The following is a 12351-nucleotide window of genomic DNA, read 5'->3' as shown; positions in this document are numbered from 1 at the left end:
CCGGTTTAGTCGGGGCACTCATCCCCAGGGCAGACCGGGTTTGGGCCAGCAGGGTTTGAGGGAGTTTCGGGATGCGTGACGAACAAGCGAGCCTGACCAATCCCGAGCCGTATGCCTTCGCGGCGGCCGGAGAGGGGCTGGCGTCGCCGCGCGACTATTTCGAGCTGCTCAAGCCGCGCGTGATGTCGCTTGTCATCTTCACGGCGCTGGTGGGTCTCGTCCGTGCGCCGGGGGATGTGCATCCGGTAATCGCCTTCACCGCCCTTTTGTGCATCGCTGTCGGCGCGGGCGCGGCCGGCGCCCTCAACATGTGGTGGGACGCCGACATCGACGCCATCATGTCGCGCACCCGCAAGCGGCCGGTGCCGTCGGGCCGGGTCACCGCCCATGAGGCGCTGGCCTTCGGCCTCACGCTCTCGGCCTTCTCGGTGGTGGTTCTGGGGCTGCTGGTCAATGCTCTGGCCGGCGCGCTGCTCGCCTTCACCATCTTCTTCTACGTGGTCATCTACACCATGTGGCTGAAGCGCTCGACGCCGCAGAACATCGTCATCGGCGGCGCCGCGGGCGCCTTCCCGCCGCTGGTGGCCTGGGCGGCGGCCTCCGGTACGGTGTCGCTGGAGCCGGTGCTGCTGTTTGCCATCATCTTCTTCTGGACCCCGCCCCATTTCTGGGCGCTGGCCCTCTACCGGGCGGACGACTACGCCCGCGCCGGCGTGCCCATGCTGCCGGTGACGGCGGGCCCGGACGAGACGCGGCTTCAGATCCTGCTCTACACCCTGTTCCTCGTGCCGCTGGCGGCGAGCCCCGCCGTGCTCGGCTATGCCGGCTACGCCTATGGCGCCGTGGCGGTTCTGGCGGGGGCCTGGATGATCGCCCTTGCCTGGCGCGTCTATCGCCGCCGCGAGGGGGAAGCCGCGGTGAAGGCGGCAAAGGGCCTGTTCGGCTTCTCGATCGTTTATCTGTTCGCGTTGTTCGCCACACTCCTCGGCGAGGCGGTGATTGGTGGGTTGCTGCGATGAGCACGGGAAAGAAGACGCCGCCACGTCCCTCGGAAGAGGAGGGCGTGGTCCTGACGCCGGAACAGCTCAGGCGGCGGCGGGCGCGCAATATCGCCATCGCCTCGGTGCTGGGGTTCCTGGCGGTGCTGTTCTACGTGGTGACCATTGTGAAGCTGGGACCCAACGTGCTGAACCGGCCGCTTTGAGACCGTCAGTCGAAGGGGGCGTTTCGCTCGGGGCGTGATGACGACGGAAAGGGATCGGGGGCGATCCGGACGGTGAGGGTGAAGGATGGACGCGGGCAAGGCTGAACGCAGGGCGGGCAATGGACGCCGCACCGACGGTCGCCGCCATCTGGTGGTGGCTTCGGCCTGCGTTGCCTTCATCGCCGCCATGGTGGGCGTCACCTATGCGTCGGTGCCGCTCTACGCCATGTTCTGCGCGCTCACGGGCTTCGGCGGCGCCACGCGGGTGGGCGCCGCGCCGACTTCGGCACCCATGGAGCGCGAGATCACCATTCGCTTCGACGCCAATGTGGCGCCCGGCCTGCCCTGGGCTTTCGCCCCGGTGGAGCGCGACGTGACCGTGAAAGTGGGGGCCACCAGCCTTGCCCACTACACGGCGGCGAACCGCTCCGACCTCGAGACGCACGCCAACGCGACCTACAACGTTTCCCCGCCCCAGGCGGGGGCTTATTTCGTGAAGCTCCAGTGCTTCTGCTTCGACGAGCAGACGCTGGCGCCGAACGAGAAGCTGGAAATGCCGGTCGTCTTCTACGTGGACCCCGCCATCGCGCAGGATCCCGACCTGAAGACGCTGACCGATATCACGCTGTCCTACACCTTTTTCCCCGCCAAGACGCCGGACAAGCCGGCGGCGCGGGCAAGCGGGACGGGGGGCTGACGGCGGCCCGCTCTGGAGCGGGCGCACCGCTTTTGCGCGGGGCACAGGATCGGGCGGCCCGAAGGGCTGTCCAGCAGGGATGGGGCCATGCGCCGGGTATCCGGCGGGGCCTTCACGTGACAGGGGAAGGGAGGCCTATCGCGATGGCCGAGGCACACGTCAAGAAACACGATTACCACGTCGTTGATCCAAGCCCCTGGCCGATCATCGGCTCGGTCTCGGCGCTCATCCTCACCGCCGGTGCGGTGGTGTGGATGCATGGCGGCACCGCGATTCCCATGGCGGTGGGCTTCCTCGGTGTCCTCTACACCATGTTCGGCTGGTGGCGGGACATGGTCCATGAGGCCCGCGCCGGCTTCCATACCCGCGTGGTGGATCTGGGCCTGCGCTACGGCATGATCCTGTTCATCGCCTCCGAGGTGATGTTCTTCGTCGCCTGGTTCTGGGCCTTCTTCGATGCTTCGCTCTTCACCAGCGAGGCCATCAACTACCAGCGGCTGGAGTTCACCGGCGGCGTGTGGCCGCCCAAGGGCATCGAGTCGCTCGACCCCTGGCACCTGCCGCTGCTCAACACGCTGATCCTGCTCACCTCCGGCACCACCGTCACCTGGGCCCACCATGCCCTTCTGCATGGCGACCGGCAGGGCCTGAAGTGGGGCCTGTGGTGCACCGTGATCCTCGGCGTGCTGTTCTCGACGCTGCAGGCTTACGAATACGCCCACGCCCATTTCGCCTTCGCGGGCAACATCTATGGCGCCACCTTCTTCATGGCCACGGGCTTCCATGGCTTCCATGTGATCGTGGGCACCATCTTCCTCGCGGTGTGCCTGCTGCGGGCCTATCAGGGCGACTTCACCCCCAAGAAGCATTTCGGCTTCGAGGCGGCGGCCTGGTACTGGCACTTCGTGGACGTGGTGTGGCTGTTCCTCTTCACCTTCGTCTATGTGTGGGCGTCCGGCGGCTCCGCCGGTCACTGAACAATCAGGCCGGGCGGGGCGGCATGCCGAACCCGCCCGGTCTTCGGTCCGTGCTGAGGCGATTGGCCCGCCAGCCCGGACGCAAGGAAAAAGATCATGCCCCTCGACCCCTATTTCGCGCCGATCTCCCCGTGGTCGGCCGGTCTCGGCTGCCACTGTCCCCGGTGCGGGCGCGGGCCGCTGTTCAAGGGGTTCCTGGATCTGGCGCCGTCCTGCACTGCCTGCGGGCTTGACTACGGCTTCGCCGATTCCGGCGACGGGCCGGCGGTGTTCGTCATCCTGTTCGGCGGCTTCGTGGTGGTGGCGCTCGCCTTCTGGGTGGAGGTGACGTTCGAGCCGCCGCTCTGGGTCCATGCGCTGCTCTGGATTCCCGCCATCCTCGTGGTGACGCTGGGCCTCCTGCGCCCCTTCAAGGGCGTGATGGTGGCGCTGCAATACCGCAACAGGGCCGCCGAAGGGCGGCTCGATTCGCACACGCCGTGAGCGCTGCGCCGGACCATGCGGCCGGCCGCGAGCGGCGGCCGGGCCGGGGCCTGGTGCTGCCGGCGGTTGCCGCCCTGGTGGCCTTTCTCATCCTGATCGGCCTCGGTACCTGGCAACTGGAGCGGCTGGCCTGGAAGGAAGAGCTGCTCGCCCGCGTGGAAGCGCGGGTCCACGCGCCGCCCGTGCCTGTTCCCCCGCCGGAGCTCTGGCCGAAGCTGACCCGCGAGGCCGACGAATATCGCCGCGTTCAGGTGCGCGGCACCTTCGACCACGGCCGCGAAACCCTCGTCTATACGGTGCGCGGCGAGGATGCGGCCGGCCCCGTGAAGGGGCAGGGTTATCTCGTGGTCACGCCGCTGCTGCGCCCGGATGGGCCGCCGATCCTGGTTAACCGCGGCTTCGTCCCGTCCGACCGGCGTGATCCCACAACCCGCGCCGCAGGACAGGTGACGGGCGAGGTGGAGGTGGTGGGCCTGCTGCGGCTGCCGGAGGAGGCGAGCTGGTTCGTGCCGGCCAACGATCCGGCCCGCGGCGGCTTCTTCCGCATGGATCCCGCCGGCATCGCCGCAGCCCGCGGCCTTTCGGGCGCGGCGCCCTTCATCATCGACGAGGTGGCGAATGCGGTGCCGGGGGGGCTGCCCCTGTCCGGCGGCACGCGCCTCGCGTTCCCCAACCGGCACCTGGAATATGCGCTCACCTGGTACGGCATCGCGGCGGCCCTGGTGGGCGTGACGGCGGCGTTCCTGTGGACCCGGCGCCGCAACGGCGGGGCGGGCTGAGGCTGGGGTGTCGCAGCGTCCGCAGGGGCCGGAACCAGCGTGGCGCTTTTGCAACGGGCGCCCGGTATCGCCGGCAAGCTCTTGACGCAACAGGCCGTTAGCCATCTTCTCTTTACGGTGCGGCGGGTATGGCCGTGTTCGGAATTTGCAAACGGCTCGGCCGCAGTATGGCTGCGGTTTCAGTCAGAGGTCATCCATGCATCGGTCGCTGCGTCTCGCCCTTCTCGCCACGGTGTTTTCCGTGGGCGGGCTGGTTCCCGCCCTGGCGGCCGACCTGTTCTCGCCGCCGCCGGCCACCCCGGTGGCGCCCTCGGCGCAGGAAGACTGGTACCTCACCATCGGCGCCGCGGGCCAGCTGGAGCCCAAGTATCCCGGCTCCGACGGCTACAACGTGCGGCCCGGCCTCATCTTCTCCATCAGCAAGGCCAGCCAGCTCAACGTCTTCCGTAGCGTGGACGACAATCCGTCCATCGCCCTGTTCGACACCGGAACCTTCCGCGTCGGCGCGGTGGGGCGGCTCGATTGGGGGCGCAGCGCGAGCGACGCCGAGATTCTCACAGGCCTCGGCGATATCGGCGTCTCGGTGGAAGCTGGCGGCTTCGCCGAGTGGTACGTGACGCCCTGGCTGCGCACCCGCGCCGAGCTGCGCTATGGCGTCGGCGGCTTCGAGGGCGTGCGCGGCCTGCTCGGTGCCGATGTCATCGTGCCCTACGGCCAGTGGCGCTTCGCCGTGGGTCCGCGCCTGACCTATGGCGGCTCGGGCTATATGGAGACCTATTTCGGCGTCACCCCGGTGCAGTCGGCGGTGGCCACGGCATTCGGCAATCCGCTGCCCGCCTACAGCGCCGGTGCCGGGTTCGACCTGGTGGGGGCCACGGCCCAGCTCACCTACAATTTCCGCAACGGCTTCGAGGCCGGCGTCTACGGCACCTACGGCCACCTGCTGGGAGACGCCTCGTCCTCGCCGCTCACCAGCGATGCCAACCAGTTCATGGCCGGCGTCTCGCTCAGCTATACCTTCAACATCGGCAAGGCCTGGTGGTGAACGCTCGCCTGGCGTCCTGAGCCGACTGTCTCTCGGCTGCCAGAACTTGCGAGGGATAGCCTGACCGTCGCGGCCGTCGCCGCGACTTGAACGGCGACGCCGTCTCGAAACCTCAGGAATGAGACCGCGCCAGATCAGCGCGCTAGGCGGTTTGAGCGGACGACGCCCTAGAGCGTTTTCCGTTCGCACGGGCTCACGGCAATCGCTCTAGATTATTGTATTTACGCGTTTTCTTCACGCGAACCGGTATCCACTTCGCTCGAAAACGCCCTAGGCACCGCCGCTGCCGGAATCGGCACCGGAATCCGGTCCGTTCCCGCCGTGGCCGTCCTTGTGGCCGGCATCGGTCGATTCGCTCCCGCTTTCCCCCCCATGCTGGCGCGCCACCTCGACCGCGAGGATGAAGGCGCCGCCCGCGGCTGCCGCGGCAGCGCCCGAAGCGGAGGTGGCCGCGGCCTGATCCGCGGCGGGGACCGGCGCGTCATGGGCTTCCCGCGCCATGCCGAAATCTGCGGCCGGCCGCCGCGCCGGTTCGGTGGGCGCGGCCTGTCGCTCCGGCGCCGTCGGGGCTCTGGTCCGGCGCAGGGCGAAGAACATGGCAAGCGGCACGCCGATCACCAGCAACGTCACGAGAAGGCCGGTTGCATCCATGGGGCGGGCGGGGCTCCGTCAGCGCTGCTCGCGGCGGGCGAGGAAGGCGAGGCGCTCGAACAGGTGCACGTCCTGCTCATTCTTCAGCAGGGCGCCGGCCAGCGGCGGAATGGTCTTGCGCACATCCTGCTGACGCAGCGTCTCGGTGTCCACATCCTCGGCGAGCAGCAGCTTCAGCCAGTCGATCAGCTCGGAGGTAGACGGCTTCTTCTTCAGGCCGGGCACCTCGCGCAGCTCGTAGAACAGGCGCAGGGCCTCGCCCACGAGCCGCTGCTTGATGCCGGGGAAATGCACCTCGACGATGGCGCGCATGGTCTCGGCGTCCGGGAAGCGGATGTAGTGGAAGAAGCAGCGGCGCAGGAAGGCGTCCGGCAACTCCTTCTCGTTGTTGGAGGTGATGATGACCAGCGGGCGCTGGCGCGCCTTCACCTGCTCGCCGGTCTCGTAGACGTGGAACTCCATGCGGTCGAGTTCCAGCAGCAGGTCGTTGGGGAACTCGATGTCGGCCTTGTCCACCTCGTCGATGAGCAGCACCGGCCGCACGTCCGAGGCGAAGGCTGTCCACAGCTTGCCGCGGCGGATGTAATTGGTGATGTCGTGCACCTTTGGGTCGCCGAGCTGGCTGTCGCGCAGGCGCGCCACGGCGTCATACTCGTAAAGGCCCTGCTGCGCCTTGGTGGTGGATTTCACGTGCCATTCGATGAGCGGCGCGCCGAGCGCCCCGGCCACTTCCTGCGCCAGCACGGTCTTGCCGGTTCCGGGCTCGCCCTTCACCAGCAAGGGGCGTTCGAGCACGATGGCGGCGTTGACCGCCACCTTCAGATCATCGGTTGCCACATAGCTCTGCGTGCCCTCGAAACGCATGGATACCCGTCCTCCCGGCGGCCATCCCGCCGCACTGCAGCAGGGTCGGGGGGCCGGGTCGCGGCGTCAAGCCCCGATACCCGTTGCGATGCCGGTTGTAGTCCAACTGCGGCGTCGATATAAGCGCCCCCGACAATGGAGCGTCATTCCTGTCCGGGAGGGTCCGGCTCCGCCGGCCAGATCGCCAGGAGGCCGCTTCAGGTCGTTGATAGGGCAAGGTTCGCCCGGATCCTGCATCCCTGGGATGCAAGGACCCGAAGTGACACGGCGCCAGAGGTCAGCGACGCTTATTGAGGACCTTGCTGATGTCGATCCAAATCGACGAGGACTATCGGCCCCGCGAGGACGAGCCTTTCATGAACGACAGGCAGCGCGAGTATTTTCGCGTGAAGCTGTTGCGCTGGAAGGAGGATATCCTGAAGGAGGCCCGCGAGACCCTGCAGCACCTTCAGGACGAGAATCAGAACCATCCCGATCTCGCCGACCGGGCCTCGTCCGAGACCGACCGGTCCATCGAGCTGCGCGCCCGCGACCGCCAGCGCAAGCTCATCGCCAAGATCGATGCCGCGCTCCAGCGCATCGAGGACGGCACCTACGGCTATTGCGAGGACACCGGCGAGCCCATCTCGCTGAAGCGCCTGGAGGCCCGCCCCATCGCCACCCTCTCGGTGGAGGCGCAGGAGCGGCACGAGCGGCGCGAGCGCGTCTATCGCGACGACTGACGCCCGTGACGGGCACCGTCCCGGATTTCACAGCGACCAATCAAAAGGGCCGGCGACGCAATGCGTCGCCGGCCCTTTTTCATGCGTGCGTTCGGCTCAGACCAAGGGTCCGAGGGGGTTGCCCATGGCCATTGGTCAAGCCCGCGTGGCTTGAGCGTACCCACTTGGCATCGGTCGAAGACCGAAGCCGATGGTATCAGTGCCCGCGGGCGCTGCTGCGGCCGAGCAGGTCGGCCATCTCGGCATCGAAATCGTCGAGCGGATCCTTCGCCTTCGGCTCGGGCGCGGCGGTGGGGGCGTCGGCAAGGGAGTCCGCAGCCTTGGGCGCGACGGACGGGATGAAGCCGGGACGGACCGGGGCATCCTCATCCACCTTGGCGTCGGCCTTGATCTCGGCTTTCACCTCGGGTTTTGCCTCGATGGCGATGTCCGGACGGGGCAGGACCGGGGCGGGCTCGCTCGGGCGCAGCGGCTCCCGGGTGATCTCGCGCAGGGCCGGCGGCTCGCGGCGCGGCGCGTCGAGGGCGGGCGCCTCCCGGCTGGCGGGCTCGCGGGGATTGGCTTCAACCGGGCGGAACGCAAACTCGCGCGGCCGCAGGGGCGGCTCGGAGCGGGGCGGAGCGGGCGGGCGGGTGCCGTCCTCCGACGGGCGCTCGATCCGGGGCAGGGGGTCGAGGCGCGGCAGGGGGTCGAGACGCGGCCTTGCCTCGTCGCCGACGCGCGGCTCGGGGCGGGAACGCGACTGGTACAGGAAGCGCGACAGGGGCCGGTCGGAAGGGCGCACCTGCGGGCTGTCGATGGCTGGCTCGGACTGAGCCGCAGGCTCAGCGACCGTCTCCGACTTGTGCTCGACCCGAGGTTCCACCTTGGGAGCGGCGTCCTTGGAAGCAGCGTCCTTGGGGGCAGCTTCCGGCTCGTCCGACTTTTCCGGGGTCTCGCCGAGCAGGTCGGCAAGGCTCAGCTGGGGTTCGGCCGGCGTGGAGGCGGGGTGGGCAGGTGCGGGGTGGGCCAAGGCCGCATCGAGCCGCTGGGTCAGCTCGTCGAGGCGGCTGTCGGTGGTCGGGGCGGGCTCCATCCGCGACATCGGCGCCGGCTCGACCCGTGCGGGCGGCGCGAGCTCGATCTCGGGTGCCTTGCGGGGCTCCACGGGGGCGGACCGGACCGCTTCAGGCTCCACCGCCGGTGCGGCGGCCGTCAGGGGGGCGTGCGGCGCAGGCCGCGGCGCATACACAGCGGGGGCGGGAGGGGTGATGGCAGGGGCCTCGACCGCGGGGCGCAAGGCCGGCCGCGGCGCCGGGGCGGGGCTTTCCCCGCGCAGCAGGGGCCGGCGGGAGGGCAGGGGACGACGGTCCTCGCGGGGCTCGGCGAGCGGGACCGGTGCAACGGCGGGGGCAGGCGGAGCCACGGCCACCGCAGGGGCGGGCTCGGGCGCCGGCAAGGGCGCGGTGATGCTTTCTGCGGCGAGGGCGGCGGGAGCAAGCGGCGCGGCAGGAGCCTGCAGAGGAGCTTGGAGGCCACGCCGGCCGGCGGGCCGCTGCAGGGCCGGGGCCTCGCGGGAGGCGGCGAGGGCAGGGGCGGGCGAGGTTGCGGCGGGGGCCTCTTCCTCGACGGCGATCTGGTGTTCCACGACGATGTCGCTGCTGCCGCCCACGAGCAGCAGGTGCTCCACGTCGTCACGGCGGACCAGGACGAGCCGCCGGCGCTGATCCACCGCGACGCTGTCCAGAACCGCGAGGCGGGGGCCGGCGCGCCCGCTTCGGACGGGACCGCGCCCACGGCTGGTGAGGCGTCGCATCACCAGCACTGTCACGGCCAACAACGCGCCGATCACGACGACGGCGATCGCCAGGCGGACCGGAAGCGCGAGCTGGGAACCGAACAACTGCTGTAGCATCATGCCTCCGCTCTGATGTAGAGGCGTTTCGTGTGCCTGTGGACCACGAAACGCAATTGGGGAAACCCCCATGCCGACGACGGCGGCGCTCTGCCTCTTCGTCACCGGCGCGATCTGTGCCAGCCTCGGACCCGCACACGCCGACCGGTGCATTGGCTGTGATCCTGAAGCTCAAGGCCTAAGCCTTTGTTGATAATCATGGCAGGAATTAAGTCGTGCGCGCATTTGGCGGCAGAATGCAGGCGTAGCTTCAGGGCGGTTCCGGCCTGTCCTAACGGAAAATGATCCGTTAACGCGTTCTTTTGTCTTGGGTTTAGCGGCAGATTTACCAATTGGGCCGATTCACCCTCGTGGGATCGGTTTTTTCGGTGTGGCGGAGCAGGGCGGCTGCAATGAGCGGTGAGCGAGCGACGGAAAATGGCGCCGGCAGGCAGGCGGGGCGCGTCCGTGCGCGCGTCAAGCCGTCCGGCCGGGGCGCAGACCGGGTCGTGCGTTCGGTCCTGGCTCTCGCTGCCGCCCTGGCCGGCGGCTTCGCGGCGGGGGTGGTGCTCGGCGTGGGGACGAATGCACTGCTGTCGGCCCTCGTGGCCGCACTCGCCGTGGTGGGCGCCTTCGAGCTGGTGCTCGCCGTGCGGCGCTCGCTGACCGGCGGCGAACCGGAGGATCCCCTTGCAGACGCCGCGCTTGCCGCGTCCGGCGACGCCATGGCGGTGGTGGAGGACGGCGAGCGGGTGGTGGAGTCCAACGCCGCCTATCTGCGCATGTGCCGCAGCGGGGTGGATGCGCCGCCGGTGCCCGAGCGCTTCCTGGCGCGCATTCCCGGCAGCCAGCCCATGGTGGGCGAACTGCTGAACGCCGTTGCCGCCGCAACCGTGGCCAAAAGCGCCGTCGCCTTCGCCACAGGCCCCGGTGGGCGCAGGCTGGAGGTGTCGGTGCATCCGCTGGGCTCGCCGCGCCGGGTGCTGTGGACGCTGCGCATGGCGGAGGACGCGCAGGACATGGCCGGCGCGCCCGCTGCCACTGTCCCGCAGGCGAGCCTTCCGGCGGACGCGCCTCAATCCACCGAGGTGGTGCCGGGGGCGGACCTGCTCTCCGTGTGGGAGCGGGCGCCTGCGGGCTTGCTGCATCTGTCTGGCGGCCGCGTGCTGGCGCCGAACCTCACCCTGTGCCGCATGCTCGGCTATGCCCTCGCCGACTGGGGGCCGGACGGTCGCGACGTGCGCGAGGTGGTGGCGCCCGACGATCTCGGCCGCCTCGAACAGGCGCTGGCCGCCGGTACGGAAGCGGCCCTCACCGTGGCTCTCACCCGCAAGGACGCCACGCACCTTCCCGCCCTCCTGCGCCTCGCGCCAGCCCAGCCGCCGGCCGAGGGCATGGTGGCGGCCGCCGTGCCCCTCGACGCGCTCGCCGACCTTCTGCCCGCGCGGGAGGGCGGAGCCCGGCCCGTGGCGGCGGAGGCTCCTGTGGCCGGGGCTCCGGCGGCTTCATCAGACCTTTTCTTCCTGAACGCGCCGCTGGCCCTGGCATTGGTGGACCCGGCCGGCCGCATCCGCGCCGCCAATGCCGCCTTCGCCCGCCTGTTCGGCCGCGATGCCGCCGGCCGGCCCCTCGCGGCCCTGGTGGCCGACGCGGCCGGCGTGGAAGGGCTGCTGGCCGGCGCGGTGCAGGCGGTCGAGCCGTCCACGCCCTGCGACGTGACACTCGCCGGCCAGAAGGCTTCCGGTGCCGGCCGCTCGGCCCGCCTCTACGCCGCCGCGCTCGGGCCCGATGGGGGCGGGGACATCGCCCTGTGCGCCATCGACACCAGCGAACAGAAGCAGCTGGAGGCGCAGTTCGCCGAATCGCAGAAGCTGCAGGCGGTGGGCCATCTGGCGGGCGGGGTGGCCCACGACTTCAATAACATCCTCACGGCGATTCTCGGCTATTGCGACCTGCTGCTGGTTAAGCATCGGCAGAGTGACCCGTCCTTCCCGGACATCATGCAGATCAAGCAGAACGCCAACCGGGCCGCCGGCCTGGTCGGGCAACTGCTCGCCTTCTCCCGCCGCCAGACCCTGCTTCCGCAGGTGATCGAACTCACGGACGTGATCTCCGACGCGGCCGCCCTGCTGCGCCGTCTCATCGGGGAGCGCATCACGCTGGAGGTGCAGCACGCCCGCGACCTGTGGCCGGTGAAGGTGGACAAGAACCAGTTCGAGCAGGTGATCATCAACCTCGTGGTGAACGCCCGCGACGCCATGCCCGACGGCGGCACGCTGACGGTGCGCACCGCCAATGTCCCGGCGGCCGCCTCCACCGCCTACGGTCAGCGCCTGCCGGAAGGCGACTATGTGCTGGTAGAGGTGGCCGACACCGGCACCGGCATTCCGCCCGAGGTCATGGGCAAGATCTTCGAGCCCTTCTTCTCCACCAAGGAGGTGGGCAAGGGCACCGGGCTCGGCCTTTCCACCGTCTACGGCATCGTGGAGCAGACCGGGGGCACCATCCTCGCCGAGAGCGAGCTTGGGGCCGGCACCACCTTCCGCGTGTTCCTGCCGCGCCACACCGGCGCGCTGGAGGAGGAGCCGCCACGCCCCGCCGAGCCGGAGCCCAAGGTCGCCGATCTCACCGGGCAGGGGCGGGTGCTGCTGGTGGAGGACGAGGACGCGGTGCGCGCTTTCGCCAGCCGTGCGCTGGCCAATCGCGGCTACGAGGTTCTGGCGGCGGCGAGCGGCGTCGAGGCGCTGGAGCTGTTCGAGACCTCCGGCAAGGTGGACATCGTGATTTCCGACGTGGTCATGCCGGAGATGGACGGCCCCACTTTGTTGCGGGAACTGCGGGCGCGCGATCCCGCGCTCAAGGTCATCTTCATCTCGGGCTATGCCGAGGAAGCCTTCGCCCGCAACCTGCCGCCCAGCGAGCGCTTTTCCTTCCTGCCCAAGCCCTTCTCCCTCAAGCAACTGGTGGCGGCGGTCAGCGAGACCCTCCGTGCTTGACCCGAGTAGACGGGGCCTCGGGAATTGCGCATTGTCTGGCGTGTGCGGGCCCTCGTGGCG

The 12351-nt window shown here is 69.6% G+C and carries 12 protein-coding genes; 9 read left to right on the top strand and 3 right to left on the bottom strand.

The genetic code is table 11. From position 1 onward, the window contains the following. The first annotated feature begins 71 nt into the window (after positions 1–71). The 7 genes from FZ033_RS02060 to FZ033_RS02030 all read left to right on the top strand — a co-directional run bounded on the left by FZ033_RS02060 (position 72) and on the right by FZ033_RS02030 (position 5185). Entirely contained in the window at positions 72–1019 is a 948-nt protein-coding gene (locus FZ033_RS02060; protein WP_188079250.1) for a heme o synthase, read from the top strand. Then, complete coding sequence (locus FZ033_RS02055) at positions 1016–1204, top strand: hypothetical protein (RefSeq protein ID WP_149574495.1); 189 nt, start codon at positions 1016–1018, stop codon at positions 1202–1204. The genes FZ033_RS02060 and FZ033_RS02055 overlap by 4 nt, the downstream gene beginning before the upstream one ends. An 85-nt stretch (positions 1205–1289) precedes the next feature. Next, positions 1290–1901 carry a cytochrome c oxidase assembly protein gene (locus FZ033_RS02050; RefSeq protein WP_149574494.1) on the top strand — a complete coding sequence of 204 codons (612 nt, stop codon included), beginning with the start codon at positions 1290–1292 and terminating at the stop codon, positions 1899–1901. A gap of 143 nt (positions 1902–2044) precedes the next feature. Then, positions 2045–2878 (top strand): cytochrome c oxidase subunit 3, encoded by an 834-nt coding sequence (locus FZ033_RS24230; RefSeq protein WP_149574493.1) that lies wholly within the window; start codon positions 2045–2047, stop codon positions 2876–2878. A 96-nt stretch (positions 2879–2974) separates the two neighbouring features. Further along, positions 2975–3361: a DUF983 domain-containing protein gene (locus FZ033_RS24225; RefSeq protein ID WP_149574492.1), complete on the top strand. Its 387-nt coding sequence runs from the start codon at positions 2975–2977 to the stop codon at positions 3359–3361. After that, positions 3358–4140, top strand: coding sequence for an SURF1 family protein (locus tag FZ033_RS02035; RefSeq protein WP_149574491.1), 783 nt, complete (start codon positions 3358–3360; stop codon positions 4138–4140). The genes FZ033_RS24225 and FZ033_RS02035 overlap by 4 nt, the downstream gene beginning before the upstream one ends. A gap of 196 nt (positions 4141–4336) precedes the next feature. Continuing rightward, entirely contained in the window at positions 4337–5185 is an 849-nt protein-coding gene (locus FZ033_RS02030) for a MipA/OmpV family protein (protein ID WP_149574490.1), read from the top strand. A 270-nt stretch (positions 5186–5455) separates the two neighbouring features. Here FZ033_RS02030 and FZ033_RS02025 read toward each other — a convergent pair whose 3' ends face one another. Together FZ033_RS02025 and FZ033_RS02020 are read right to left on the bottom strand one after the other, a co-directional pair. Continuing rightward, positions 5456–5836, bottom strand: a complete 381-nt coding sequence (locus FZ033_RS02025) for a hypothetical protein (RefSeq protein WP_149574489.1) — start codon at positions 5834–5836, stop codon at positions 5456–5458. Between the two features lie 18 nt (positions 5837–5854). After that, a complete protein-coding gene (locus tag FZ033_RS02020) occupies positions 5855–6700 on the bottom strand; it encodes an AAA family ATPase (protein ID WP_149574488.1) in 846 nt (281 codons plus the stop codon). 305 nt (positions 6701–7005) lie between these two features. Between FZ033_RS02020 and dksA the strand changes: the two genes are divergently transcribed. Then, a complete protein-coding gene (gene dksA / locus FZ033_RS02015; RefSeq protein WP_149574487.1) occupies positions 7006–7422 on the top strand; it encodes an RNA polymerase-binding protein DksA in 417 nt (138 codons plus the stop codon). Between the two features lie 196 nt (positions 7423–7618). Here the strand turns inward: dksA and FZ033_RS24500 are convergent, their stop codons facing one another. Further along, positions 7619–9319 (bottom strand): flagellar biosynthetic protein FliO, encoded by a 1701-nt coding sequence (locus FZ033_RS24500; protein ID WP_188079249.1) that lies wholly within the window; start codon positions 9317–9319, stop codon positions 7619–7621. Between the two features lie 485 nt (positions 9320–9804). On the opposite strand from FZ033_RS24500, the gene FZ033_RS02005 reads away from it, so the two are divergent. Continuing rightward, entirely contained in the window at positions 9805–12291 is a 2487-nt protein-coding gene (locus FZ033_RS02005) for a hybrid sensor histidine kinase/response regulator (protein WP_232847289.1), read from the top strand. The last annotated feature ends 60 nt before the right edge of the window (positions 12292–12351 follow it).

This window comes from Xanthobacter oligotrophicus (assembly GCF_008364685.1).
Taxonomy (GTDB): Bacteria; Pseudomonadota; Alphaproteobacteria; order Rhizobiales; family Xanthobacteraceae; genus Xanthobacter; species Xanthobacter oligotrophicus.
This window is presented reverse-complemented; position numbering and strand designations above follow the sequence as displayed.

Bases quoted from the DNA above. Each gene is read 5' to 3' on its own strand.
- FZ033_RS02060 (WP_188079250.1), top strand. From the start codon at position 72: ATGCGTGACGAACAAGCGAGCCTGACCAATCCCGAGCCGTATGCCTTC.
- FZ033_RS02055 (WP_149574495.1), top strand. From the start codon at position 1,016: ATGAGCACGGGAAAGAAGACGCCGCCACGTCCCTCGGAAGAGGAGGGC.
- FZ033_RS02050 (WP_149574494.1), top strand. From the start codon at position 1,290: ATGGACGCGGGCAAGGCTGAACGCAGGGCGGGCAATGGACGCCGCACC.
- FZ033_RS24230 (WP_149574493.1), top strand. From the start codon at position 2,045: ATGGCCGAGGCACACGTCAAGAAACACGATTACCACGTCGTTGATCCA.
- FZ033_RS24225 (WP_149574492.1), top strand. From the start codon at position 2,975: ATGCCCCTCGACCCCTATTTCGCGCCGATCTCCCCGTGGTCGGCCGGT.
- FZ033_RS02030 (WP_149574490.1), top strand. From the start codon at position 4,337: ATGCATCGGTCGCTGCGTCTCGCCCTTCTCGCCACGGTGTTTTCCGTG.
- FZ033_RS02025 (WP_149574489.1), bottom strand. From the start codon at position 5,836: ATGGATGCAACCGGCCTTCTCGTGACGTTGCTGGTGATCGGCGTGCCG.
- FZ033_RS02020 (WP_149574488.1), bottom strand. From the start codon at position 6,700: ATGCGTTTCGAGGGCACGCAGAGCTATGTGGCAACCGATGATCTGAAG.
- dksA (WP_149574487.1), top strand. From the start codon at position 7,006: ATGTCGATCCAAATCGACGAGGACTATCGGCCCCGCGAGGACGAGCCT.
- FZ033_RS24500 (WP_188079249.1), bottom strand. From the start codon at position 9,319: ATGATGCTACAGCAGTTGTTCGGTTCCCAGCTCGCGCTTCCGGTCCGC.